At 70.3% G+C, this 25,586-nt stretch carries 23 protein-coding genes; 12 read left to right on the plus strand and 11 right to left on the minus strand.

The features are described from left to right. Nucleotides 1-33: 33 nt before the first annotated feature. A complete protein-coding gene (gene dnaN, locus Pme01_RS09340) occupies nucleotides 34-1,164 on the minus strand; it encodes a DNA polymerase III subunit beta (RefSeq protein WP_168113662.1) in 1,131 nt (376 codons plus the stop codon). Between the two features lie 536 nt (nucleotides 1,165-1,700). Continuing rightward, complete coding sequence (gene dnaA, locus Pme01_RS09345) at nucleotides 1,701-3,386, minus strand: chromosomal replication initiator protein DnaA (protein ID WP_168113663.1); 1,686 nt, start codon at nucleotides 3,384-3,386, stop codon at nucleotides 1,701-1,703. Between the two features lie 496 nt (nucleotides 3,387-3,882). Here dnaA and rpmH point away from each other — a divergent pair, with 496 nt between their 5' ends. From rpmH to Pme01_RS09395, 10 genes are all read left to right on the plus strand, one after another. Beyond that, on the plus strand, nucleotides 3,883-4,020 hold the full coding sequence (gene rpmH, locus Pme01_RS09350) for a 50S ribosomal protein L34 (RefSeq protein ID WP_168113664.1): 138 nt from the start codon (nucleotides 3,883-3,885) through the stop codon (nucleotides 4,018-4,020). Nucleotides 4,021-4,050: 30 nt separating this feature from the next. After that, nucleotides 4,051-4,473: a ribonuclease P protein component gene (rnpA, locus tag Pme01_RS09355; RefSeq protein ID WP_168113665.1), complete on the plus strand. Its 423-nt coding sequence runs from the start codon at nucleotides 4,051-4,053 to the stop codon at nucleotides 4,471-4,473. Beyond that, a complete protein-coding gene (yidD, locus tag Pme01_RS09360) occupies nucleotides 4,470-4,742 on the plus strand; it encodes a membrane protein insertion efficiency factor YidD (RefSeq protein ID WP_168113666.1) in 273 nt (90 codons plus the stop codon). The genes rnpA and yidD overlap by 4 nt, the downstream gene beginning before the upstream one ends. Before the next feature lie 20 nt (nucleotides 4,743-4,762). Continuing rightward, a complete protein-coding gene (gene yidC / locus Pme01_RS09365; RefSeq protein ID WP_168114062.1) occupies nucleotides 4,763-5,701 on the plus strand; it encodes a membrane protein insertase YidC in 939 nt (312 codons plus the stop codon). Between the two features lie 151 nt (nucleotides 5,702-5,852). Next, entirely contained in the window at nucleotides 5,853-6,434 is a 582-nt protein-coding gene (locus Pme01_RS09370; protein WP_168113667.1) for a Jag family protein, read from the plus strand. A gap of 291 nt (nucleotides 6,435-6,725) precedes the next feature. Beyond that, complete coding sequence (rsmG, locus tag Pme01_RS09375) at nucleotides 6,726-7,475, plus strand: 16S rRNA (guanine(527)-N(7))-methyltransferase RsmG (protein ID WP_239088106.1); 750 nt, start codon at nucleotides 6,726-6,728, stop codon at nucleotides 7,473-7,475. A gap of 779 nt (nucleotides 7,476-8,254) precedes the next feature. Then, the gene (locus Pme01_RS31435; protein ID WP_275408510.1) at nucleotides 8,255-9,547 is read left to right on the plus strand and encodes a ParA family protein; all 1,293 of its coding nucleotides are present in this window, start codon (nucleotides 8,255-8,257) and stop codon (nucleotides 9,545-9,547) included. Next, nucleotides 9,544-10,587 (plus strand): ParB/RepB/Spo0J family partition protein, encoded by a 1,044-nt coding sequence (locus Pme01_RS09385; protein ID WP_168113668.1) that lies wholly within the window; start codon nucleotides 9,544-9,546, stop codon nucleotides 10,585-10,587. The genes Pme01_RS31435 and Pme01_RS09385 overlap by 4 nt, the downstream gene beginning before the upstream one ends. 524 nt (nucleotides 10,588-11,111) lie before the next feature. Beyond that, nucleotides 11,112-11,942 carry a hypothetical protein gene (locus tag Pme01_RS30835; protein ID WP_239088117.1) on the plus strand — a complete coding sequence of 277 codons (831 nt, stop codon included), beginning with the start codon at nucleotides 11,112-11,114 and terminating at the stop codon, nucleotides 11,940-11,942. Between the two features lie 365 nt (nucleotides 11,943-12,307). Further along, a complete protein-coding gene (locus Pme01_RS09395) occupies nucleotides 12,308-12,970 on the plus strand; it encodes a GNAT family N-acetyltransferase (RefSeq protein WP_168113669.1) in 663 nt (220 codons plus the stop codon). A gap of 17 nt (nucleotides 12,971-12,987) precedes the next feature. Here Pme01_RS09395 and Pme01_RS09400 read toward each other — a convergent pair whose 3' ends face one another. From Pme01_RS09400 to murJ, 7 genes are all read right to left on the minus strand, one after another. Beyond that, complete coding sequence (locus Pme01_RS09400) at nucleotides 12,988-14,160, minus strand: N-acetylmuramoyl-L-alanine amidase (RefSeq protein WP_168113670.1); 1,173 nt, start codon at nucleotides 14,158-14,160, stop codon at nucleotides 12,988-12,990. Between the two features lie 321 nt (nucleotides 14,161-14,481). Beyond that, nucleotides 14,482-14,805 (minus strand): thioredoxin, encoded by a 324-nt coding sequence (gene trxA / locus Pme01_RS09405; RefSeq protein ID WP_168113671.1) that lies wholly within the window; start codon nucleotides 14,803-14,805, stop codon nucleotides 14,482-14,484. Nucleotides 14,806-14,831: 26 nt separating this feature from the next. After that, complete coding sequence (gene trxB, locus Pme01_RS09410) at nucleotides 14,832-15,764, minus strand: thioredoxin-disulfide reductase (protein ID WP_168113672.1); 933 nt, start codon at nucleotides 15,762-15,764, stop codon at nucleotides 14,832-14,834. A 93-nt stretch (nucleotides 15,765-15,857) separates the two neighbouring features. Next, nucleotides 15,858-16,754 (minus strand): RsmA family anti-sigma factor, encoded by an 897-nt coding sequence (locus tag Pme01_RS09415; protein ID WP_168113673.1) that lies wholly within the window; start codon nucleotides 16,752-16,754, stop codon nucleotides 15,858-15,860. Next, nucleotides 16,751-17,398, minus strand: a complete 648-nt coding sequence (gene sigM, locus Pme01_RS09420; protein ID WP_373315476.1) for an RNA polymerase sigma factor SigM — start codon at nucleotides 17,396-17,398, stop codon at nucleotides 16,751-16,753. The genes Pme01_RS09415 and sigM overlap by 4 nt, the downstream gene beginning before the upstream one ends. A gap of 39 nt (nucleotides 17,399-17,437) precedes the next feature. Continuing rightward, nucleotides 17,438-18,988, minus strand: coding sequence for a protein kinase family protein (locus tag Pme01_RS09425; protein ID WP_168113675.1), 1,551 nt, complete (start codon nucleotides 18,986-18,988; stop codon nucleotides 17,438-17,440). Between the two features lie 241 nt (nucleotides 18,989-19,229). Further along, nucleotides 19,230-21,032 (minus strand): murein biosynthesis integral membrane protein MurJ, encoded by a 1,803-nt coding sequence (murJ, locus tag Pme01_RS09430; protein ID WP_168113676.1) that lies wholly within the window; start codon nucleotides 21,030-21,032, stop codon nucleotides 19,230-19,232. Nucleotides 21,033-21,124: 92 nt separating this feature from the next. On the opposite strand from murJ, the gene Pme01_RS09435 reads away from it, so the two are divergent. Next, the gene (locus Pme01_RS09435; protein WP_168113677.1) at nucleotides 21,125-22,627 is read left to right on the plus strand and encodes a CCA tRNA nucleotidyltransferase; all 1,503 of its coding nucleotides are present in this window, start codon (nucleotides 21,125-21,127) and stop codon (nucleotides 22,625-22,627) included. Here the strand turns inward: Pme01_RS09435 and Pme01_RS09440 are convergent. Further along, nucleotides 22,611-23,432 carry a peptidylprolyl isomerase gene (locus Pme01_RS09440; protein WP_168113678.1) on the minus strand — a complete coding sequence of 274 codons (822 nt, stop codon included), beginning with the start codon at nucleotides 23,430-23,432 and terminating at the stop codon, nucleotides 22,611-22,613. The two genes, Pme01_RS09435 and Pme01_RS09440, sit on opposite strands and share 17 nt — an antisense overlap. Nucleotides 23,433-23,586: 154 nt before the next feature. Then, a complete protein-coding gene (locus tag Pme01_RS09445; RefSeq protein ID WP_168113679.1) occupies nucleotides 23,587-24,972 on the minus strand; it encodes an MFS transporter in 1,386 nt (461 codons plus the stop codon). Between the two features lie 79 nt (nucleotides 24,973-25,051). On the opposite strand from Pme01_RS09445, the gene Pme01_RS09450 reads away from it, so the two are divergent. Further along, nucleotides 25,052-25,543, plus strand: coding sequence for a methylated-DNA--[protein]-cysteine S-methyltransferase (locus Pme01_RS09450; RefSeq protein ID WP_168114065.1), 492 nt, complete (start codon nucleotides 25,052-25,054; stop codon nucleotides 25,541-25,543). Nucleotides 25,544-25,586 lie beyond the last annotated feature (43 nt).

Below are 25,586 nucleotides of genomic sequence, written 5' to 3' on the forward strand. Positions count from 1 at the left end.
GCGCGCTCCGGGGCGACCAGTCGCGAGGTGCCGTCAGCCGCCGATGCGCACGGGCATGATGAGGTACCAGTACCCCGACGAGATCTCGCCATCCTCACCGGCCGGCTCGATGATGGCCGGCTTCTTCGGGTCGGTGAACGAGAACACGGCAAACGGCCCGTCCAGCGCGTTCAGCCCGTCCAGCAGGTACTGGTGGTTGAACGCGATCGTGAGCGGGTCGCCGGTGAACGTGCAGTCCAGCGCCTCGCTGGCCCGCGCGTCCTCGGTACCGCCGGCCTCGACGACCAGCCCGTCCTCGCTGAAGCGCAGGCGGACCGGGGTGGCGCGCTCGGCGACGAGCGAGACGCGCTTGACGACCTCGGTGAGCGCCGAGACCGCCACCCTGGCCTGTGCGCTGTGGGTGTCCGGGCGCAGCGAGCGCACCTTGGGGAAGTCCCCGTCGAGCAGTCGGGACGTGGTCCGCCGGGCACCACCGGCGAAGCCGATCATGCCCTCACCCACGCTGCCGCGCGCCAGCGCGATCGTCACCTGGCCACCGAGGGGGCCGAGGGTCTTCGCCGTGTCGTGGAGGGTCTTGGCCGGCACCAGGGTGGCGGCGCTCATCTCCGACTCGTCGGCGGTCCACTCGATCTCGCGCACGGCCAGCCGGTACCGGTCGGTGGCGAGCAGCGCGATGCTGTTGCCCTCGATCTCGAGCCGGACGCCGGTGAGGATCGGCAGCGTGTCGTCACGGCCGGCCGCGATGGCGACCTGGGAGACGGCCTCCGCGAAGATCTTGGCGTCGACCGTTCCGGCGGTCTCCGGCATCTGCGGCAGGCTCGGGTAGTCCTCCACCGGCATCGTCGGCAGGGTGAACCGGGCGCTGCCGCACGTGATCTCGACGTGCGAGCCGACCGCGGCCACCTCCACCGGCTTGCTCGGCAGCGCCTTGGTGATCTCGGCCAGCAGGCGGCCGGAGACCAGGGCGGCGCCGTCGGCGTCTGCGTGCACATCCACCGTGACCTGGCTGGAGACCTCGTAGTCGAAGCCCGAGACCTGCAGGGTGCCGTTCTCCACGCGCATCAGAACGCCAGCGAGCACTGGCACGGACGGCCGACTGGGCAGGCTCTTGGCCGTCCAGGCGACAGCGTCGGCCAGTGCGTCACGCTCGACTCGAAACTTCATCGCGGTGCCTCCCGCGTCGACAGATCTGGTTGTGCCTACGGAACCTTAATGGCAGATGTTGACCTCTGTGCGCTGACCCCGACGATCCGCTCGATCAAGTTTTTCCCCACCCTGATGATTGGGTTTTTCTTTTCTAAGAGATAAAACCCATCGTCGTCATAGGTCCTGTGCGTTCTGTGGATGACGGTCGTTTTAGCAGCTCAGACTGGATATTGGTACGTTGACATCCTGTGGGTATCTCGTGCTCCGTCATCCACAGAACGCCGTCTGCGGCTGTGTGGACACCGTCGTCCACAGCTCGTCCACCGACTATCCACCGGTAGTCCACCGCGTTCAGGGGACTTATCCGCAGGCCTGGGGACAGTCGGAAGGCCAAGATGATCACTCTCAGTGGCTAATCCAGATACGCGGAGATACGTCCACAGCGCTATCCCCACCGGTTATCCACAGGCTGTGGACCCGATCGGGTGGTAAAAACGGGCGCAGCGGGCCGCCGGATGGGCGACCCGCTGCGCTACGCGGTGAAATGTCGAGTGTTACGGCATCTGCTTGATGCGGTTGGTCAGCTCGGCGATCTGGTTGTACAGCGAGCGTCGCTCGGCCATCTGCTGGCGGATCTTCCGGTCGGCGTGCATGACGGTGGTGTGGTCGCGGCCGCCGAAGGCCTGCCCGATCCGGGGCAGCGAGAGGTCGGTCAGCTCGCGGCAGAGGTACATCGCGACCTGGCGTGCGTTGACCAGTACCCGGGAGCGGGAGTGCCCCCGCAGGTCGTCCAGGCTCACGCCGAAGTAGTCGGACGTCGACGCCATGATCTGGTCGGCGGTGATCTCCGGGCCCGAGCCGTCCGGGATGAGGTCGCGCAGCACCTCCTCGGCGAGCGAGAGCTCGACCGGTGAGCGGGTCAGGTTGGCGAACGCGGTGACCCGGATCAGCGCACCCTCCAGCTCCCGGATCGAGGACGCGATCCGCGAGGCGATGAACTCCAGGACGTCCGGCGGTGCGAACAGCCGCTCCTGGGCGGCCTTCTTCTGCAGGATCGCGATCCGCGTCTCCAGGTCCGGCGGCTGGATGTCGGCGAGCAGGCCCCACTCGAACCGCGTCCGCAGCCGGTCCTCCAGGGTGGCGAGCTGCCGGGGCGACCGGTCGGAGGTGATCACGATCTGCTTGTTGGCGTTGTGGAGCGTGTTGAAGGTGTGGAAGAACTCCTCCTGCGTACGCTCGCGGTTCTCCAGGAACTGGATGTCGTCGATCAGCAGGATGTCGACGTCGCGGTAGCGCCGCTGGAACGCGCTGGTCTTGTCGTCTCGCAGCGAGTTGATGAAGTCGTTGGTGAACTCCTCGGTCGACACGTACCGCACCGACCGGGCGTTGCCGAGGGTCTGAGCGTAATGGCCGATCGCGTGCAGCAGGTGCGTCTTGCCGAGCCCGGAGTGGCCGTAGATGAACAGCGGGTTGTACGCCTTGGCCGGCGACTCGGCGACCGCCACCGAGGCGGCGTGCGCGAACCGGTTGGACGAGCCGATGACGAACGTCTCGAACATGTACTTGGGGTTGAGCCGGTTGCCGCCGTTGTCGGCCCCCAGGGCGCCCCGGTCGCCGCGGCCGGTACCGGGGCGGACCCCGCGGGACGGCTCGTGGCGCAGATCGACGGCGGGGCGTGCGCCCCCGGTCGTACCGTCGCCGTGCCGGCCGGTCGGGACGGTGGGGCGGTCACCGTGCGGGCCGGTCCGACCGTCGTCGCCGCGGCTGGCCATGGCACCGGCAGTGGACAGTCCCGGCAGCGTCGGGATCGCGCTGCCCCAGTCCGCCGCGGGCGCGGGCGAGACGGGGTCGTCGAAGAGCCGGTCGGGGTGCAGCGGGCCGCCGTCGAGGGCGGCCGGTACGGACGGGACGGGCCCCGCGGGCGAGAGGGGGGACTCGATGGGCGCGGGCAGGGTCGGGCTCTCCTCGGGCTGCCGTACGGTGACCGCCACCTGGACGGGCCGGCCGAGCCGGCGCGAGAGCGCCTCCGTGATCGCGGGCCGCAGCCGGGACTCGATCACGTCGCGGGTGAAGGCGTCCGGTACCGCCAGGAGCGCGGTGTCCTCCACGATCGCCCGTAGTCGGGTCAGTCGTAGGTACGCCCGCTGCTGCGGCGAGACGATCTCGTCGGCAAGCTCCTCCGTCGCCGCGGCCCACACCGTGGCCAGCTCGCCCACGTCCGTCACCGTCGCCACCCCCATCGTTCGTCGCGGTCCATCCCGCGCCCCCCGCCGACCCCGGCGACAGACCCCATTGTCCACAGGTTGTCCACAGCCTGTGTATCAACGAGTGACGTGCCGCAGACGGTCGGTCTAGATACGGACGCTGCGCTACGAAAGTGGCATCGGTGCTGCTTCACCCTGCCCCAACGAACGAACGCCTCGTCGGTTGCTCTGCTGTTCCCCCGGGGCGGGCACGATCGGGGTCGTTCCCGCGTGCACCGCAACGGGGCACGCTAACAGCGTTGTCCACAACCTCTCAACCGCTGTCCACACCTGCTCGCATCGGTCGAACGGATGGCAGGCGGCGCCACGAAGCCGCGATATTGGTCTTTGGGCAGGTACGGCGTACCCTGGAACGGCTGTCCTGTCGCCGGCTGGTAGGCTGGCGCGACGGTGTGTCCGCCTTGACAGCGGTCGCCAGTCCTGAACTGACGGGCGCAGGTCGCCCCCGAAGCATACGAAGACGGAGCCTGACGTGAGCAAGCGCACCTTCCAGCCGAACAACCGCCGGCGCGCGAAGACCCACGGTTTCCGCCTGCGCATGCGGACCCGCGCCGGTCGCGCGATCATCTCGACGCGCCGCGGCAAGGGCCGCACCCGCCTCGCGGCCTGACCGCCCCGCCCGACAGGACTGGGGCGTGCCGTGCTGTCAGCCGCGCAGCGACTGAGGCGGCGGGAAGAATTCGCCGCCACGATCCGAGCGGGCCGCAGAGCGGGCCGGGGCGTGGTGGTCGTTCACCTCGACGCTCCGGATGATCTCGGTACCCCCCAGGTTCCCGACGACACCTCACCGGCGCCCGCCGGGAGAGCCGATCTCCCGGTGCGCGCCGGTTTTGTCGTACCCAAGACAGTGGGCAAGGCGGTCGCCCGCAACAAGGTCCGCCGGCGCCTGCGGCACCTGATTCGGGAGCGGCTGGATCGATTGCCGCCAGGCGCTACCGTTGTGGTGCGGGCGCTGCCCGGGGCGGCCGACCGGGCTTTCCCGGAACTGGCTGAGGATCTCGACGCCGCTCTGATCGCGGCGCGTAGACGCCAGCCACGCCGCTCCCGCAGGGAGGGCAGATGAAACCGGGCCGACTCGTTGCGCTGCCCATTATCGCGTACCGTCGTTGGATAAGCCCGGCGATGCCGGCGCGGTGCCGGTTCTACCCTTCCTGTAGCGCCTACGCGCTCGAGGCGGTAACCACCCACGGCGCCCTGCGCGGTATCTGCTTGGCAGTCTGGCGATTGCTGCGCTGCCACCCATTCCACCCCGGTGGGTACGACCCGGTGCCGCCACGCTCCGGCAAGCGCCCCCGAACCAATCTCGACGAAGTAACTGGAGCCGTGCAGTGAGCAACCTCTTCAGCCCACTGATGGCAGTGATCTACGAGGCCATCTCCGCGATCCTGCTGTTCTGGCATGCCGCCTGGCACAAGGTGCTGGGCGATGCCAGTTGGTTGGCCACCAACTGGTCGTGGGTGCTCGGCATCATCTTCCTGGTCATCACCGTACGGGCCATCCTCTTCCCGATCTTCGTCAAGCAGATCAAGTCGCAGCGGGCGATGCAGGCGCTCCAGCCCAAGGTCAAGGCCCTGCAGGAGAAGCACAAGGGCGACCGGGAGACCATGCAGCAGGAGCTGATGAAGCTCTACCGGGAGGAGAAGGCCAACCCGCTGATGGGCTGCCTCCCGATGTTCCTCCAGGTGCCGGTGTTCCTGGGTCTGTTCCACGTGCTCAAGCACCTCAAGCCGACCATGCCGGAGCGCCTGAAGACGCTGTACGGCTGGACCGTCGGCCAGTTCGACAGCGCCTCGCACGCCAAGCTGTTCGGCGCCCCGATCGCCGGGAGTTTCAAGTCCACGCCGCACGAGCTGGAGCTGCTCGGGGCCAACGGCACCACCGTCAAGGTCGTCGCCGCCATCCTGATCGCCACCATGATCGCCACGACGTTCCTCACCAGCCGCCAGATGATCCTCAAGACCGGCTGGGCCGAGGACCCGCAGCAGCGGATGGTGCAGCGGCTGATGCTGTACGGCGTCCCGTTCTCGCTGCTCATCTCCGGCGCGATCTTCCCGATCGGTGTGGTCATCTACTGGGTGACGCAGAACCTCTTCTCGCTGGGCCAGCAGATGTGGGTGCTGCGTAAGTACCCGCCGCCGAACCAGCCCGGCGCGGCGGCCAAGCAGCCGGCGAAGCCCGACGCCAAGGGCAAGGGTGACGGTGCGGCAAAGCCGGCCGAGCCCAAGGCGCTGGGCCCCAAAGTCGGCGCGAAGCCGGTGAACCCGAAGAAGGGCGGAGCGGCCAAGCGGTAGGTGGGTCGATGCGACCGGCTCGGGTCGCGGGGCACGGCACCCAGGTGCGGCGTCCGATCCGGGCCGTGGCGCTCCCCACCGGCGGCCATCGCCCTCTATACCGACGTCATGTGACGGCGCCCAGTGCGCCCCGATCATCCGGAGATGACCTGTGACTGATACGAGTACTTCTTCCGTCCCCGAGTCGACCGCGGACGCGACTGCCGCCGAGCCCGAGGCCACCACGGCCGAGGAGACCGCTGACGGAGGTACGGAGCGCCCGGCCGCCGACAACAAGGACCTGTTCCGGGAGAGCGAGATCGCCGCGGACTACGTGGAGGGCCTGCTCGACATCCTCGACTACGACGGCGACATCGACGAGCTGACCCAGGGCGGCCGCCCGGTCGTAGAGGTCGTCGGTGCGCGGCTCCAGTCGCTCGTAGGGCAGCGGGGCGCGACCCTCGAGGCCCTGCAGGAGCTGACCCGGCTCGCCGTCTTCCGCCAGACCGGTACGCCCAGCCGACTGCTGCTCGACGTCGGTGGCTACCGTGCCAGCCGTCGCAAGGAACTGGCGGCGGTGGCGAAGAACGCGGCCGAGAAGGTGAAGCAGTACGGCGAGGCGATCAAGCTGGACCCGATGAGCGCGTTCGAGCGCAAGTGCGTGCACGACGTGATCAACGCGCTTTCCGGGGTAGAGAGTGAGTCCGAAGGTGTCGAGCCGAGCCGGCGGATCGTGGTACGACCCGCAAGCTGACGACATCCGGTACGACCTACGGCGCCGCGCACCTCGTGCGCGGCGCCGTCGTTTGAGCGGGGAGGTCGGCGTGAGCTACCGGGTCGCACGTAGGTCTGGGCGCTTCGTCCGGCGGTTTTCGCGCTTCGGTCCGGTGCCCTGCGCGCCTCGCCGGGCGCCCTGCGAGTCTCGTGCGGTGGTCCGTGCGTTTCGTGCGGCGGTCCACGCGCCTCGCGCCCGTCCCGGCAGCCGTGGTTGCCCAGCCGTGAGCCACCCCGACACATCGCTGACCGATTCGACCTGGAGGCCCCTGTGACCGGCCCGTCCTTCGACCCACCGGCCGAAGTCGCCGAGGCGGCGACCGCTCTCTTCGGCGAGCGGTTACCGCTCGCGGCCGAGTACGCCCGGCGACTGGCGACGGACGGCGTCGTCCGGGGCCTGATCGGCCCCCGCGAGACCGAGCGGCTCTGGGGCCGTCATCTCCTCAACTGTGCCGCCGTCAGCGAATTGGCGCCTTCAGAGGCATCTGTTACGGATGTCGGTTCTGGGGCTGGGCTGCCGGGCCTCGTGCTGGCGGTGGCACGGCCGGATCTGACCGTGGTCCTGGTCGAACCGCTCGCTCGCCGCGTCGACTTCCTCTCGGAGGTGGTGGACGATCTCGGGCTCGACAACGTGTCGGTGGTACGGGCACGTGCCGAGGACGCTACCGATCTGTCCCCCACCGACGTCGTCACCGCCCGGGCGGTTGCGCCCCTGGACCGACTGGCCGCCTGGTGCCTGCCGCTCGCCCGGGTCGGCGGACGTCTGCTTGCCCTCAAGGGCGCGACGGCGGCCGACGAGGTGGCGGCACACCGGGATGCGATCGCCCGCCTCGGCGGAGGCGATCCGGTGATCCGATCATGCGGGGTGGGGCTCCTGCCGGAGCCGACCACGGTCGTCGAGGTGGTACGGGAACGGGACGTGACGCCGGCGGCGAAGCGCCCTCGGGGGGCGGGAGCGGTGCGATCCCGCGGGGGTTCCCGGTCTCGGTCGGGCTCGGGGCCGCGTCCACCCAGGCGGTGACCCTGCGCCGCCTCAGGCGGCGAGGGCGGTGGTGGGCCGGCATGGGTTTCGGCCAGGCGCCACTCCCGGGTTGGGATGGTGTGACCCGGGCGGATCGCCGGCTGTGGTCCGGGATGCCGTCGGCGGCCGGTGCGCGTAATCATCGACCCTGTGGTCGCGCAGTGCGGTCTTCCCGCGCGGCCGTAGCCTTGCGGGCGGCCCTGGCGCACCGGGCTAGCCGCACAGGGGTCTTCGTGCGGGGGGTAGCCCTGTGGGCCGCCTCGGCGTGCCGGGGTGGTGCCAGAGGGTGGCCTCGTGGCCGGCGGGCGCCTGCGCGGCCGCCATGCCCGCGGTCCGCCACCACCCGGCGAGCGACACCGCGCCCGAACGGGGAGCGGTCGGCGGCTCACCGCCAACCGCGCCGCGGTCGGCCGGTGGTCGCGGAGTCGGGGCAAGCGATTCGGTGCCGTCTCGCGTCTCGCGCTGTGGCCGGCCGGGCTCGATTTTCGGATAGTGAGATCACGTACCGTCGGAGATCCGAGCCTCCGCGACCCGTCATACGCCAGTAGCTGGCCTTTGCCGGTCGACCAATGTCTGGTCCCGATCGCCGTTCGTCCATCGCTCGTGGGAAGTCCATAGATTCGTGTTCCGGCGCACCGTAGGCTGACCGCGGCGTCTGCGGCTCGCCAAGCCGGGTGTCTGGATCAACGCCCACCTCCTCACTGGAACCGCATGCGCCGTCCGAGTGGCCGACCAGGTCGGCGGCGTTCAGTTATCCGGGACGGACGGGGTTTGACACGGTGCGCGAGAACGGTACGTATGACGAACTCGAACCCGAGCAGGGTGGCAGAGGCAATGTTTCACGTGAAACTGAGGGGTCTCACCGGTTGGCGGTGCCTCATCCTCGGTTCTCGGGCGTCTCGACCAACGAGGCATACCCCGATTGGGCGCCCAACGCCGCGACGCGGGCACCCTCGCCAAGAATATCGGCCGGGCCTCGGCCCCCCGTGGTGGAATTGGACATCTCTGCTCCTGCGAACGTGAGGTGGACCGGTACCGTGTACGAGCGCGGTGCTGCGCCGATCGACGAGGAAGTACCCCTCGGGCAAGACGAGTTGCCCGCATCGACTCGACGCACGCCGCCATCGCCCCGTCCTCACTCCGCCGTACCCGCCGATACCGAGGTCGCCGTGACCGATGCATACGTTTCACGTGAAACTGAAGATCCGCCCCTAGCCCTGGAGGCCAAGCGGGCGGTCCAGATCCTTAACCCGAGCGGCGAGGTCACCATGCCGCGCCCGCTGCACCGCCGGATCGTCAGTGTCGCCAACCAGAAGGGAGGCGTCGGGAAGACCACCACCGCCGTGAACATCGCGGTGGCCCTGGCGCTCCACGGCAACCGGGTTCTGGTGGTCGATCTGGACCCGCAGGGCAACGCCTCCACGGGGCTGAACGTGCCCCACCACGCCGGCGTACCCGACATCTACGACTGCCTGATCGACGGCGCTCCGCTGGACGCCGTGACCCAGGCCGTCGAGGGCATTCCGAACCTCTGGGCCGTACCCGCGACGATCGACCTCGCGGGTGCCGAGATCGAGCTGGTGTCCGTCGTTGCCCGTGAGTCGCGGCTCCGTCGTGCCATCGAAGCGTCCCGGGCGGAGTACGACTACATCTTCATCGACTGCCCGCCTTCCCTCGGCCTGTTGACCGTCAACGCCCTCGTGGCTTCCAGGGAGGTGCTGATCCCGATCCAGTGCGAGTACTACGCGCTGGAGGGTGTTCAGGCCCTCACGAGCAACATCGACCTCGTACGGTCGCACCTCAACCCGAACCTGGACGTCAGCACGGTCGTACTGACGATGTACGACCGGCGCACCCGTCTGGCCGATCTAGTCGAGCAGGACGTGCGCACCCACTTCGGCCCGAAGGTGCTCGACGTGGTCATCCCCCGCAACGTCCGCGTCTCGGAGGCTCCCAGCTACAGCCAGTCGGTCATGACGTACGACCCGGGCTCGCGGGGCGCGGTCTCGTACTTCGAGGCGGCTCGGGAGATCGCACTGCGAGGCGCGGAACAGACAGGAGAGCAGGAATGAAGAACAACCGTCGTGGTGGTCTGGGACGAGGTCTCGGAGCCCTCATCCCCACCGCACCCCCGGAAGCTCCCGGGGCGACGGCGACGGCGACGGCCCTGGCGACGCCGCCCGGCTACTCCCCTGCCCCGTCCCGCCCGGCCGCCGCTGCCGGAGGCTCTCAGGCCGACTCCGCGGAGTTCGTAACACCAGCCGGTCCTGAACGTGACCTCGCACCGGTACCGGGCGCCCGCTTCGCCGAGGTGCCGGTCGACTCGATCGTCCCCAACCTCAAGCAGCCGCGTCAGGTCTTCGACGAAGAGGCCTTGGAGGAGCTCAAGGTCTCGATCGACCAGGTCGGGTTCCTTCAGCCGATCGTGGTTCGGGAAGTCGAGCCGGAGCGCTACGAGCTCGTCATGGGCGAGCGGCGGTGGCGGGCGGCTCAGGCGCTGGGCCGGGAAATCATCCCGGCGATCATCCGCGATACCCGCGACGACGACATGCTGCGGGATGCGCTCCTGGAGAACATCCACCGGGCCAACCTGAACCCGCTGGAAGAGGCCGCCGCCTACCAACAGCTCCTGGAGGAGTTCGGGGCGACCCACGACGAGCTGGCCAAGCGGATCGGGCGTAGCCGTCCTCAGATCTCCAATACGATCCGGCTGCTGAACCTCCCCGCGAACGTCCAGCGCCGGGTGGCGGCCGGCGTCCTGTCGGCCGGGCACGCGCGGGCGCTCCTGAGCCTCGACGATGAGGAAGAGCAGGAGAAGCTCGCGCACCGCATCGTCGCGGAGGGTCTGTCGGTCCGCGCGACGGAGGAACTGGTGGCGCTGGCCGGAGCCGAGGGCAACTCCCGCAAGGCCCCGGCGCAGCGGCGCCCCAAACCGCATGCGCCGGCGCTGTCCGACCTCGCGGATCGGCTCTCCAATCGCTTCGACACGAGCGTGAAGGTCGATATCGGCCGCCGCAAGGGGAAGATAACGATCGAGTTCGCGACTGTGGACGACCTCGAGCGAATCGTCGGGCTCATCGGGCTTGAGGGGCGAGCTCCGCAGGCCGAGTGACGGTGTACTGAGAAAGGGGCGGCCGGTATCCGGCCGCCCCTTTCTGTTCCTCTCCGTGCCGGAGTTCTCCACAGGCTTTTTCCACAGGCGGAGCCGTTTCACGTGAAACCACGCTGAAAACGGGGTCACCGCTCTGTGGATAACCCTGGGAGTTGGTGCGTCACACTGCGCTCGACTGGTCACTCTCCGCCATGCCGGCTCCGTTCGTGACGACGGCTTCCGATGAGCGCCGACCCTCGCGCTTCGGCCCTGCTCAGTAGGGGGGAGACATCGGTATGGACGGTTGCTAGGGTCGGCTCGTGTCCGAGGTACCGCGCCCCCTACCAGGCTTCGCCGCCTGGCCCACGTTCCCCTTCGAAGGCGACCTGCGCGTCAAGAAGCTGGACGATCCAGTTGCCGTGGAGCCTCCGCGGCATGGCGACGATCCGTCCGAGTGCCGTGCCTGCCATGCCCCAGACCAGGCGTACATCTGGGTGAGCGATCGGTGGCGGGTACGAAGCCTGGACCGTCCCACTGGTCTGCCCATGGTCCTCATCCTCGAATCGCGATCGCATCTCGACCTCGGCGATCTGCCCAACATGCTCGCCGCCGAGTTGGGGGTCATGACGGTACGGCTGGAGCGAGCAGTCCGGTCGCTGGACGGTGTGGCGCGGGTCCACGTCAATCGGTGGGGCGACGGCTCGGCCCATCTGCACCTGTGGTTCCTGGCCCGCCCGGCCGGGCGGCTCCAGCTACGGGGGACCTTCCTCTCGCTGTGGGACGAGATCCTGCCGCCGATTCCTGAACATCAGTGGCGGGAGAACCTCGCGCTCGTGGCGGCCTGGCTCGCCGAGTTCGGCGGTACTCCGCTCGCTGAGCCGCCGCGCATCGACTGGAAGTCCCCGGCGACCCTCACCCCCGTTGCCCAGTCGGGACCGGATGCGAACGGCCCCGCGGCCGCCGGTGGTGCGCTGGCAACCGCCGCGGAGGCGCCTACCCCGGATGTGAGCGAGTCGGAGGCCGCCAGGGACCGGGGCGCGGCTCCCGATGACCCGGCGACCACGAGCGCGGACGGGGAGGGGACGCCCGGCGCCCCAGCCCCGAGCGGCGATGATGCGACTGCGGTACCGGCCGTGCCCGGCGAGTCCGCGAGCACGGATGAGATCCGGGTGGTCCCAGGCCCGTCCGGCTTCCCGCCCATCGGCGAGCCAGGCACGCAGCGGCGCACCCGAGCCGCCGACAAGCCCGGTCCGGTCCCGGGTCAGCGCGACGGCTCGGCGGACGGCCAGGGTCAGCGCGACGGCTCGGCGGACGGCCAGGGTCAGCGCGACGGCTCGGCGGACAGCCGAGATCCGGCCGCGTCGACGCCCGCCTAGTCCGCCGACACCGGACCAGCCCGGCTTGTGCCGCCGCCACAAGCCGGCAAAGCCCGCCAGACGCCTGTAGCCGGTCGCACGGCGGCTGGGTACCCGATGGTGCCGCCAGGGCTGGCACAGGGCCACCAGCGGCCGTACAAGGGCACGCCGCCCACCAAGGGCGGCCGGCCTCCCGGCGATTCCGGCCTCTCCCCCTGAAACGGGCGCCGAGGCGCGATCCGCCGGCATGGCCCGGCTCGGCCGGTACGGGATGGTTGGTGCCGCCGTTACCCTCCCCCGACCGAAAAATGCGCGTACGATCCCTCACGGGGGCAAGGAGGCGGGCGGGTGGCTGGACGACGTAACAGCTCTGTGGGGAACGGCCGATGTCACGCCGCCTTGTCAATCTGACCCTCGACACGCTCGAGGACCTGCCACGCGCCTGTCGCAGGTGCGTCTTCTGGGAGCTTGACCCGGTAGCCGCCGAACGGGCCTGCAGTTCGGGTGATCCAGAGCTGGAGAAAGAGGCCTGGGTCTCGCAGACCCTGCTCGAGTGGGGTTCGTGCGGAAAACTGGTGTACGTCGACGGGATGCCGGCTGGCTTCGTCATGTTCGCGCCGCCGGCCTACGTTCCGCGCTCCATGGCGTTCCCGACGTCTCCGGTCTCGCCCGATGCCGTCCTGCTGACGACCGCGCGGGTCGTCGGGGCGTTCGCCGGCGGCGGTCTCGGCCGGATGCTCGTCCAGGGCGTCGCCCGTGACCTGACCAAGCGCGGGGTCAAGGCCATCGAGGCGTTCGGCGACGCCAAGTTCGGTGACGAAGCCGCCGACGACCGGTCCGGGGGCTGTCTGGCCCCGGCGGACTACTTTCTCTCGGTGGGGTTCAAGACCGTACGGCCGCATCCGCGGTACCCACGGCTGCGGCTGGAGTTACGCACCGCCCTGTCCTGGAAGTCCGACGTGGAGTACGCGCTGGAGAAGTTGCTCGGCTCCATGAGTCCCGAGGCGCTGCTGCGCCCGGTACGACCGGCGACCCGCTCGACCCTCTAGGACCGACGAGAACCGCGTCAGTGGGCGGCGGCCTGTGCCGCCGACGAGGCAGCCGACGCACGCAGCTTGCTGACGTCGATCGAGCCGGTGGGCACGTCGATCTCGACCGGGTAGTACATCCGCTGCACCGCGGCCATGATGGCCTCGACCATCAGGTCCCGGAACAGCGGGTCGACGAGCCTGGTGCGGTCGACCGGCGAGGTGAGGTATCCGGCGTCCACCCGGACCGCGGGCATGCGGGTCAGGCGCAGCAGGTCCCAGGTCTTGGAGTGGGTCTGGCAGTTACGCATGCTGGTACGTGCCACGATCTCCCGCTGGACCAGGCCCGCGAGCCGCTCCCCGACCGTGGAGGTCACGCCGCTGGTCGTGCCGTAGTGGTACGTGGCGACGCCGTCCGCGGCGGTGTTGCGGTGACCGTCAAGGTGGATTGAGATGAGCAGGTCGGCGCCGAGGTCGTTGGCGAGCTTCGCGCGTTCCCGGTTGGTGATCGTCTCGACCGGGTTGGGTCCGCGGGTGAGGTACACCCGCATGCCGGCGGCGGCGAGCCGCCCCTCCAACCGGAGCGCGATGTCGAACGCCAGGTCCGACTCGGTCCAGCGCAGCGGACCGTCCGGTACGACGAAGCCGGGGTCGGTCGGACCGCCGTGACCAGGATCGATGACGATCTTTTTTCCTACCAGGGCGGGGCCGGAGGCGTGGAAGGCGGCGGTCTCGCGCAGCAGCTGCGGGCGTCCACCGACGACCTTGCGGCCGAGCCGGCGCAGGGCGTTGACCGTGGCCGGTCCACAGGAGCCGTCGGGCGACAGCCCGACCTCGCGCTGGAACTGCGCCACCGCCCGCGCGGTGTACCCGCCGTACACGCCGTCGGCGCGGCCCAGGTCGTAACCCATCTCCAGCAGCCGCTCCTGCAGTTGCCGGACGTCGTCGCCGACGAGCGGGTCGGTGACCGCGTGGTACAGCGCCCGCTGCCCCAGCCGCCAGCGCGCGGCGTCGAGCGCCCGCCAGGTCTCGTCGCTCACCTGGCCGTCGATGGACAGGCCACGCCTCTGCTGGAAGGCCCGTACGGCGATCTCCGTGTCGGCGTCGTACTCAGCGCCGCCGTCGGAGTCACCCAGCAGTCCCAGCGTGCTCAGGATCGTCCTGATCTCCACCACTGCTGGACCGTGGTCACCGCGCCGGATCGGACGCATCGACGACCTCCCTCTGCCTCCCCGAGCGTGCACGGGAAACGCTTGTCGTGCCGGTACTGTGTGCGGGCCGCCGCCGTTATGGGCGAATGCACCGGAGCGTACCGTCCCACGTCCGCTCGCGCCCTTCGGCGGCAACGCCGGTCATGGCGAGGTGGATGAGGCGGACCGGGACGGCGAAAGACGCCTTCGGGAACCTATCGCGGATCTCGTCTGGGAACAAAACACCTAGGAAAGCATGAACTTCTACAAAGAAAACGTCCCGTGCCCTGCAGGGCACGGGACGCTGTAAAGGTACAACTCAGGGCGTTGCTCTGATACGCCTCAGATCGCCGCTTCGATCATGCGGAGCAGCGCACTCTTCGGGTGCGCACCCACGATCGACTTCACCGGCTCACCATTCTTGAAGATGGTCAGCGTAGGCACCGACATCACCTGGTACGCGGTGGTGGTAGACGGGTTGGCGTCGATGTCGAGCTTCACGATCTCCAGTTTCTCGCCGAGTTCGGAGGCGATCTCCTCGAGTACGGGCGCCACCTTGCGGCATGGCCCGCACCACTCTGCCCAGAAGTCGACGAGTACCGGCTTGTCCGACTGAAGGACGTCGCTGGCGAAGGTGGCGTCGCTGACCGACTTGGTGGCTCCCATTTCGGTTCTCCCCTACTTGGTTGTGCTCAGGATTCCAGGGCGATGATGTGACGCTCGGCGTCAAGCGCCGCCGCACAGCCGGTACCGGCTGCGGTGATGGCCTGACGGTACGTGTGGTCGACGACGTCACCGGCGGCGTACACGCCGGTGAGGTTGGTACGGGTAGTGGGAGCGGCCACTTTCACGTAGCCCTCGTCGTCCAGCTCGACCTGGCCGCGGAACAGGTCGCTCCGTGGGTCGTGGCCGATCGCGACGAACACGCCGGTGACGTCGAGCTTGGTCTCCTCGCCCGTCTTGATGTTGCGGACCTTCAACCCGCCGACCTTGCCGCCCCCGTCGATCACCTCGGTCACCACCGTGTCCCACAGCACACGGATCTTCGGGTTGGACAGCGCCCGCTCCGCCATGATCTTGCTGGCGCGGAACTGGTCGCGGCGGTGGATGATCGTGACGGTCTCGGCGAACCGGGTGAGGAACGTCGCCTCCTCCATCGCGGAGTCACCGCCACCCACCACGGCGATGTTCTGGCCCCTGAAGAAGAAGCCGTCACAGGTCGCGCAGGACGAGACACCGTGGCCCAGTAGCTCCTGTTCGCCCGGAACCCCGAGCGGACGCCAGGCCGAACCGGTAGCCAGGATCACGGACCTGGACCGGTACTCGGTGTCACCGATCCGGACGATCTTGATGTCCCCGGTCAACTCCACCGAGGTGACGTCGTCGGTGATGAACTCCGCGCCGAAGCGCTCGGCCTGCTTGCGCATGTTGTCCATGAGCTCAGGGCCGAGAACACCGTCCGGGAAGCCGGGGAAGTTCTCCACTTCGGTCGTGGTCATCAGGGCACCACCCGAGGTCGCGCCCTCGATCACCAGCGGCTGGAGGTTGGCGCGTGCGGCGTAGACCGCGGCCGTGTAGCCGGCCGGCCCCGAGCCAACAATGACGAGGTTGCGGACGTCGTCCACGTGGACTCCCTAACGATTGAGGCTGCGCGAGCCTGTGCTGGCCAGAACGCCATCGTACGAACCGGAGATTCCCGCTGTCGTACGTGTCCCGCATCACCCGAGCGGGGCGCTGTACCGCTGATCGGTGGCGACGCCGCCGGCGCCGCAGGTCGGGCCCACCGCGACCACCCATTTCTGCCCGGTGACCCCGCGTGCGCCGTCCAGCAGGACGATCAGGGCGGGGCTGCCCTCGTACCGCGCGTAGTCCAGCAGGCTGGCCGTGCCACCGTACTGCGTCACGAGCGCCTTGATGCAGGCGGCTCTGGCGATCGGCTCGGTGAGCGGCCGCAGCGCCTCGGGCACGTCCGTCGGCCGGGCCGAGGGCTGTGCGGGCGCCCCGAGGGTGTTCGGGCGGGCGTCGGACTTCGCCGCGCCGCTCGGGGTTACGGGGGTCGAGGAGCGGCCGAGAACCGCGAGGGTCTCGGGGCTGTAGTCCGAGCCCGACGCGTTGACGGCGGCGCTCGCGGCGTCGGAGGCCGCCTCGGGGCCACCCGTGGCCGGCGTCGGCGCGGTCGCGGAGGTGCCGGCCGCGTTGTCCGACGCGTCGCCCGCGCCGCCGAGCAGGTGTGGTCCCAGGCTCACCGTCCCGAGGCCCAGAACGAGGACGGCGGCGGCCACGCCGACCACCGTGCGCCGACGCCAGCGGGGCCGCGCGGCGGTTTCGAGCCCACCGGGCAGCACCGAAAGGTGGGCTTTCACGGGCGGTCTCGGCTCGGCGGCGAGCGCGGCGTCCAGCCGCGCCACCACGTCGTCGGGCATCGGCTCCGACCGCCCGGCCAACTGGGCCAGGTCGGCCCGTACGAACGCGTCAGCGGCAACGAGAGCGGCGTGCGCCCGGGTCCAGGCCGGGTCGGTGGCGACAAGGTGGGCAACGCGTGCCTCATCGGGAGTGCCGTCCAGCGCTCCGCCGATGTAGTCGGCGAGCCGATCGAGATCGACATCACCGTTCACGTGCTGCCCTCCTTCCCTGCGGTCGTGATGCCGGACGGGTTACCGGTCGGTGATGGGACGTCCGCGTCGACCGCCCGGTTCCGCACCTCGGCCGGATCGTGATCGCGCAGGTGGCCCAGCAGGACCGCCAGGCGGGCCCGGCCGCGGGCGCACCGGCTCTTGATCGTGCCTTCCGCCACCCCGAGGACGCGGGCCGCGTCGGCCACCGGGTACCCCTGCAGGTCGACAAGGACCAGGGCGGCCCGCTGGTCCGCCGGTAACTGGGCCAGCGCGGCGTGGACGACCAGCGCGGTGTCCGGGTCGGTGGACGGCGCCACGGTCCGGTCGACCTCCGGCAGCGGTACGGTCGGACGGGCCTGACGCCGGCGTAACCGGTCCAGACACGAGTTGACCACGATGCGGTGCAGCCACGTCGTCACCGCGGAGTCGCCGCGGAACCGGTCAGCGGCCCGGAACGCCGACAGGAGCGCGTCCTGCAGCGCGTCCGCCGCCTCCTCACGGTCACCGGTGGTCCGCAGGGCGACCGCCCAGAGCCGGTCGCGGTGCCGCCGGACCAGCTCGGCGAAGGCCTGCCCGTCCCCGGCGGCATGAGCTAGCAGCAGCGCCCCGTCGTCGCGAGGGTCGCGCGCGTCGCTCTCGCCCACCACGGCCTGAACCCTACCGGTCGGCCGCCAACCCCGGGTTCACTGTACGGAGACCGTGACCTCTTGGACGCCCACCTGGTACTTGCCCGGGCTGGTCGGCACCGACGGCAGTTTCGAGATCCAGATGACCAGGTAGCGGACCGGCTTGTCCGGCAGACCGGGCAGCAGGACGTTCGTCGCCGCGTCCGCCTTCGGGTCGCCGACCAGGCCGAACTCGGCACCGTTGATCTTGAGGGTGCCGCCCTCGCTGGTCGCGACCGCGAACGTGCCGCTGAGGTCGCTGGGCGCCGTCGAGGCGGCCCGGAGTTCCAACGACGCGCCCTGCGCCGACAGCTGTACCTGCACCCGGGCGACGTGCTGCTCGCTGCCCAGGTCGAGCAGGACGCCCATACCGGACTTGACATTCGCGAAGCTGGGGCTGTCGTTGTACTGGTCGGTGCGCCAACCGGTGTTGATGTTGCCGTCGACGATCTTCCGTACGTCGGTGTCGTTCTCGTTCTTCTTGCCCTTGACGTCGTCGACGAGGTGCACCTGGTTGGGGCTGAGCTTCAGCTCGGTGAGTTGACCGGAGCGGGCGTTGCCGGGAGTCGACGTGCTGCGGCCGGGACCCTGCGGAACGGCTTGTCGGTGATCCGACAACACCTGGGTGGCGCCCAGCACACCGGCGAGTGCGATGACGATCAGTCCGGCGATCCCGATCATGATCTTGCGACTGGTGGGGCGGGACGGCCCGGCGACCGTACCGGCGGAGTCGAACTCGTGGAAGCCGGACCCCTCGGCCGCGAAGAGCGGGTGACCGCCCTCCTGCTCGAACCGGCTGAGCTCGCCCACCAGGACATCCGCCGGGGGGACCGCGAGCGTCGGGTTGAGCAGATCCGTCGTGAGCTCGTCCAGGTACGACGGGATCCCGGCCCGTACCTGCCGGGGGGCGGCGAGATTGCCGTCGTTGTCGCGGATGGCGTCGGGCAGCGACGTAGGCCCGGCCTCGGCGTGCGGCCAGTGGCCCGTCAACGCGCAGTACAGGACGGCACCGATCGCCCGCAGATCCGCCTCGGGCGTGGTCGCCTCGTCGGCCCGCGCGTCGGCGAGCACGACCCGCCCGTCACCGGCGATCAGGACGGTGCCCGGGTGGATGTTGCCGTGCGCCATTCCGGTGCCGTGGATCGCCGCGACGGCGTCGGCCACCGCGCATGCGATCGTGGCGGCGCGGTCGGCGTCGAGCGGGCCGTCGGCCACCAGCTCGCGCAGGGCGGAGCCGTCGACCCACTCCCGGACGACGTAGGCCCGGTCCCCCTCGTCGATCGCGTCGTACACGCCGACGAGATGGGGGTGCACGATGCGGCTCGCGGCGACCGCCGCGGACAGCATCTCGCCGGCGGAGTCCCCGCCCGGGTAGCGCAGCACGACGGCGACCGGACGGCGCAGGACGACATCGATTCCGCGCCACATCTGCCGGCCGAGCGAGTCGTTGTTGACGTGCTGCTCGAGCTTGTACCGCTCGGCGAGCACCTCTCCCACGCTGGGGGCGCCGAAGGTCAGCACCTGGGGAGCTCCACCGGGCGCCTCCTGACCTTCGCCGTTCTGGGTCACCCGTCCTCCCTCTGGTCGGACCCGCGCCGCGCGGCGCCGTCGGTTCGCACATAAGCCTAGGCGTTTCCGGCGACCGTCGGGACCGACCTTACCTGGCGGCTCTGATGTTGCGGATATCCCGTCATCGTTCTGTTGCGGACGCGGTGGCGTGCTGTAATTACTCAACTACTTAGTGATGCCGACCGTTGCGCTCGGTGTCCAAGGCTCTCTGGAACGGTACGAAGGGTGACCGGGCGCCGGTTCAACGCCCGAGCCGCGCCCGCAACATTCCGCCCAACTCGGTGACCTCGCGCACCCGCAGGGCGACCGCGGCGGCGACGTACCCGGCGAGCAGGACGACACCACCGACCACGAGTTCGATCACGCTGCCCAGCCAGTCGTCGGCGAGGACGGCGCGCAGCCCCACGACGGCGAGCCCGGCCGGCACCGCCGCCAGCGCCGCCGCCAGAGCCAGCCGGGCCAGCGTCGAGCCGACCGCGCGCAGGCCCAGCCGCCCCATGCGCCGCCGCAGCAGCCAGTACCCGAGCACCGTGCCGAACACGAACGAGATGGCGTTGCCACCCATCAGGCCGGCCGCCACCCCGACGACGGGCAGTACCAGCAGGCCGAGCCACTGCACCGCGATGCGCAGCGCCACCACCGGAAGGTTGATCAGTGCCGGTGTCCTGGTGTCGGGCATCGCGTAGAACGCGCCGAGCTGGAGCTGGCTGATGGCGAACGGCACCAGGCCCAGCCCGGCGACAGCGATCACCCAGCCGGTCTTGACCGCGTTGTCGTGCCCGTAGTCGCCGTGGTCGAACAGTGTCACGCCCAGCGGGCGGCCGAGCACGAGGTAGGCGGCGGTGGCCGGGACAAGGATCACCGACGAGAGCCGGGTGCCGAGCGAGAGCTGGTCGGCCAGGTCGGCGTAGCGGCCCTCGGAGGCGGCCGCCGACATCCGGGGCATCAGCGCGGTCAGGACGGACACCGCCACGATGCCGTGGGCCATCATGAAGATCAGGTACGAGTTGAGGTAGATGGCCGGACCGGGGGCACCTGCCCGGTCAGCGGCGATCTTGGCAATCTTCAGCGCGGCGACCACACCGACCTGGCTGACCAGGACGTAGCCCAACATCCAGCCGCCGATGCGGGCCAGTTCGCCAAGGTGCAGGGCACCGAAGTCCCAGCGCCAGCGCCACCGGAAGCCGACCTTGCGCAGGGCCGGGATCAGCCCGCAGGCCTGCACCACGATGCCCAGCGTGGTGCCGACGCCGAGGACCAGGACCTGGGTGGTGGAGATCGTGGCCGCGGAGTTCCCGGTCGACGGGAGCAGCATGTACAGCGCGGCCGTCGCGATGACCACGATGTTGTTGAGGATCGGAGTCCACATCGGGGCGGCGAAGTGCCCGCGCGTGTTGAGGATCGCCGCGAGCAGCGCCGCGACGCCGTAGAAGAAGATCTCCGGCAGCAGTAGGTAGCCGAGGATGGTGATCAGGTCACGGTCGGCGGCGGGTGTGTCCGCGTTCGCCATCAACCTCGTCAGCAGCGGCGCGGCGGCGACCGCGGCCACCGTGGCCACCGCCAGGAACACCGTGGCGAGGGTCAGCAGGCGCTGCGCGTACGCCTCGCCCCGGTCGGGGTCGTTGGTACGGGCCCGGACCAGCAGCGGTACGACCACGCTCGCCAGCACGCCGCCGAGCAGCAGCTCGTACACCATGTTCGGCAGGTTGTTGGCGAGGTTGTAGTCGTCGGCCAGCGCGGCGGAGCCGATCGCCGCCCCGATCGTGGCGGTACGCAGGAAGCCGGTCACCCGGCTGACGACGCTCAGCGCGGCCATCACGGCGCTGTTGCGCGCGACCGATCCGCCGCCGTCCCCCGGCGAAGCCGGCTCGCCCGGCGGTACCGGGCCGGTGGGCGGCACCGTCGGCAGGACCACGGTCGGCTGTGACTCGTAGCCGGCCTCGTGGGCACCGCGGGTACTGGAGTCGGGGGTGACGACCGGCAGCGCGACGGTCGCGTCTGGGTCGAACGATCGCGAGTTGCCGTAGTCGGCCCGGCCGGTCATGCCTGAGAAGAGTAATGCCCGTTCCCGTCGTCATCGCTGCGGCGGGATACCGGAGGCATCTACCTGCCGCTGCCCGATAGGCTTGCCATCCCATGTCGAACTCGTCCCCCATTGCCCGGGCGAACGCCGCGACCGGCGATGGCCAGGAGCCCGCCGCCACCAACCGTGAGCTCACCGAGGCACAGCGTCGCGCCGTCGCGGAACTGATGCGCGTCTCGCCCGTAGCCGACGAACTGGGGCGGCGTTTCGCCGCCGCCGGTCACGAGCTCCACCTCGTCGGCGGTTCGGTACGTGACGCGCTGCTCGGCCGGCTCGGCGACGATCTCGACTTCGCCACCAGCGCCCACCCGGAGGAGACCCAGCGGCTGCTCGAGGGCTGGGCCGAGGCGATCTGGACGACCGGCATCGAGTTCGGCACCATCGGTGCGGCCCGGCGGGGTCTGCGGTTGGAGATCACGACGTTCCGGGCCGAGGCGTACGACCGGGTCAGCCGCAACCCGATCGTCCGGTACGGCACGAACCTCGCCGACGACCTGAAGCGGCGCGACTTCACCGTGAACGCGATGGCCGTCTCCGTGCCAGACCACCGGTTCACCGACCCGCACGGCGGCCTGGCCGACCTGGCGGCGCACACACTGCGCACTCCCGGTACGCCACAGGAGTCCTTCGCCGACGACCCGCTGCGGATGCTGCGGGCGGCGCGGTTCGCGTCGCAGTTGCGGTTCACCGTCGCGCCCGAGGTGGTGGCCGCGATGACCGCGATGGCCCCCGACCTGGCGCGGATCACCGCCGAGCGCATCCGCGACGAGTTCACCAAGCTGCTGACCGGTGCCGATCCGGTCGCCGCGCTACGGCTGCTCGTCGACACCGGCCTGGCCGAGCAGTTTCTGCCGGAGCTGTCCGGACTGCGGTTGGAGATCGACGAGCACGCGCAGCACAAGGACGTGTACGAGCACACGCTGACCGTCGTTCGCAACGCCATCAACCTGGAGGAGGACGGACCGGACTTCGTGCTGCGCATGGCGGCCCTCCTGCACGACGTGGGCAAGCCGGCGACCAAGTCGGTCGGCCTCGACGGGCGGGTCAGCTTCCACCACCACGAGGTGGTGGGCGCCCGCATGGCCAGGCAGCGGATGAAGGCGCTGCGGTACTCCAAGGACGTGACGACCGCCGTCACCGAGCTGGTCACCCTGCACCTGCGCTTCTACGGGTACGGGCGGGGCGAGTGGACCGACTCCGCGGTGCGCCGCTACGTCGCGGACGCCGGTGACCTGCTCCCCCGGCTGCACAAGCTGACCCGCAGCGACTGCACGACCCGCAACCGGCGCAAAGCGGCGGCCCTGGCAGCCGACTACGACGCGCTGGAGGAGCGTATCGAGAGGCTGCGGGCCGCCGAGGATCTCGCGAACGTACGCCCGGACCTGGACGGAAACGCGATCATGGAGCTGCTCGGGCTCCCGCCGGGTCCGCTGGTCGGTCAGGCCTGGCGCCACCTCAAGGAGCTGAGGCTGGAGCGGGGCCCGCTCGACCACGACGAGGCCGTGGCCGAGCTGCACCGCTGGGCCGCCGAGCGGGGCGTCACCCCACCCGGCTGATCGTCACCTCCACCTTCGGGCGGCCGTCGCCGGGTCCGTTGGAGTCGTCGGTGCCGGCCTCCGCGATCTTCTCCAGGACGTCCAGCCCCGCGGTGATGCGGCCGAAGACGCTGTAGCTCGGGTCGATCGCACTGTCGCGGTACACCAGGAAGAACTGGCTGCCGTTGGTACCCGGCCCGGAGTTCGCCATCGCGACGGCGCCGCGGGGGTACGCGGGGTTGCTCCTGGTGGGCAGGTTCTCGTCGCCGTACCGGTAGCCGGGGCCGCCCTGGCCGGTGCCGGTCGGATCGCCGCACTGCAGCACGTACAGGGCGTCGGTGGTGAGCCGGTGGCACTGGGTGCCGGTGAAGTACCCGCCCCGGGCCAGGGTCAGGAACGAGTTGACGGTGCAGGGAGCCGCGTCGGCGGCCAGGTCGATCTCGATCACGCCCTGGCCGGTGGTCAGCTTGACGTGCGGCCGGCCGGACACCGTCGGACGCGGGTTGGGCGTGGCGACCTGGCGCTGGCCGGAGTCGGTCGTGGCCTGGTACTGGCAGCGCGGACCCGTACCGCCGGACCCGCTGGCGACGGGGCTCTTCTTCGTGCCGCTCCCCGATCCGTCGTCGAGCCCGTCGTCGAGCCCGGGCGTCCCGGCGCTCGGATCGGCGCTCGTCTCGGCGCTCGGAGTGGGTGTGACCATCGCGGTGTCACCGGCGCGGTGGCGGGTCAGCGCGAGGGCCGCACCACCCCCGGCGACCAGGACCAGGGCCGTGACGAGGGCGACCAGCCCCCAGCGGCTGGAGCGGGGCGAAGCTTTACGTGGCATGTGGAGGAAGCATAGTCAAATCGGATATGTCGGGCTTGCGGAAAGCCGTGGCGGCGGGTCGTCGTGCGGAAGCCGTGGTGCGCGGGCCGCACGGGAAGCCGCAGCGCGGGCCCCACGGGAAGCCGCAGCGCGGGCCGCACGGAAAGCCGCGCGCTCAGACGCCGCGCCCCACCCCGCCACGAACCTGCCGCGCGCCGACGATGTCGTCGCCGACCCGCCGCGCCCAGCGCCCGGCCGTCACCGTGTACCAGGCGGCGACCACCGCGTACCCGATCCCGACGACCAGCAGCACGCCCGCCGAGTGCCCGTCCGGCGGGAGCACCAGCGCGGCGACGAACAGGCCGACCACGAAGCACAGGTTGAACAGGGTGTCGTTGACGCTGAAGACCCGGCCCCGGTAGGCGTCCTCGCACTCGTGCTGCAGGGCCGTGTCGACCACGATCTTGATGCCCTGGGTGGCGATGTTGACGAACACCACCGCGATCACGAGCAGGCCCGGCCTGAACGGCAGGCCGAAGGCGACCACCACGACGGCGGTGGCCATGAGCAGCGCGGCGACCCAGCGCCACCCGCCGAAGCGCCGGGTGACCGGAGGGGTGAGGAAGGCCGCGATGAGCACACCGGCCCCGCCTGCGACGAACACCATGCCGAGCCCGCTGATCGACCCGTTCAGGTCCCTGGACGGGTGGAAGTACTGGCGGTACAGCAGGAGCACCGCCAGCGCGAGCACCCCGTACAGCGCCCGGAAGGCCGACTGCGCCAGTACCGCGTACGCGGCGCCCCGCCGGCTGGCGAGGTGCCGTACTCCGCGCACCATGCCGTGGGCGACGGTGACCAGAGCGGCGGCGAGTGCGTCGCGGCGGCGCTCCCCCGCCTCCGGCCCCAACTCGTCCGGCCGGAACGACCATCGCGCGAGTAATGCCGAGGCCAGGTAGCCGACCGGCGCGAGCGCCGCCAGCAGCGCGTACCCGTGCAGGGTCGCCGAGAGCGCGGTCTTCACCAGGATCACGGCGGTGCCGAGCCCGAGCGAGAAGCAGATCGAGCCGAGCGTGCCGCTCAGCGCGTTCGCGGTGACCAGGCGCCGGTCCTCCACCACGTGCGGGATGGCCGCGGACAGCCCGGCCAGGAAGAACCGGTTCAGACCGATGACGAGCAGGGCCAGCCCGACGAAGGCGGCGGCATGCTCCGTCCCGTACCAGATGAAGGCGACCGTGGGCAGTACGAGCAGCGCGCGCAGCGCGTTGGCCATGACGATGATCGAGCGCCGGCTCCAGCGGTCGAGGAAGACCCCGACGTACGGGCCGATCAACGAGTACGGCAGCAGCAGCACCGCGAACCCGATCGCGATCTCCAGCGGGTCGGTGCGCTTCTCCGGGTTGAACAGGACGCTCCCGGCGAGGCCGGCCTGAAACCAACCGTCAGAGATCTGGCTGACCAGTCGGACGCCCAGGAGGCGGCGGAATCCGCGCGCGGCGAGCACGGCACGTAGGTTGCGGGCGTTCTTCTGGGTGTCCAGCAGGGGGCTGGCGGTCGCTGGCACCCCTCGAGCCTACGTGGCGGCGCGCCTGGACCGGGTGCTGCGAACACCGCCGGGGAGCGAGCGCGTGCACACTGGGCAGATGCGCTGGATCGTGCTGTCGACCCCGGTGGGCGACCTGTCGGTCGCCTCCGCTCGTGAGGCCATCTGCCGGGTCGAGTTCGGGCGCGTCGACGCCCGGCCGGGAAGGGCTGAGGGGGTCGACGACGCCGTGCTGGCGGCGGCGACAGCCCAGTTGGAGGAGTACTTCGCCGGCCGCCGGACGGCGTTCGAGCTTCCGCTGGCCGAGGTCGGAGGCTCGGAGTTCGAGCGGGCGGTCCGGGCCGAGCTGTCGCGGATCCCCTACGGCGAGATGCGCACGTACGGCCAGGTCGCCACCGCGGTCGGCGATCCGGGCGCGGCGCGGGCGGTGGGGACCGCGTGCAACCGCAATCCCCTACCCGTACTCGTGCCCTGTCACCGGGTGGTGGGCGCCGGCGGGAAGCTCGTCGGCTTCGGCGGCGGCCTGCCGCGCAAGCGGGTCCTGCTGGAGTTGGAGGCGCGGGTACGGGTGGAGCGCGACTTCGCCCCGTAGCGCACTTCCCCGGTGCACAAACGCCGGACGGCGGCGGGATCAC

It is taken from the genome of Planosporangium mesophilum (assembly GCF_016863255.1).
In the GTDB taxonomy this organism is placed as follows: domain Bacteria; phylum Actinomycetota; class Actinomycetes; order Mycobacteriales; family Micromonosporaceae; genus Planosporangium; species Planosporangium mesophilum.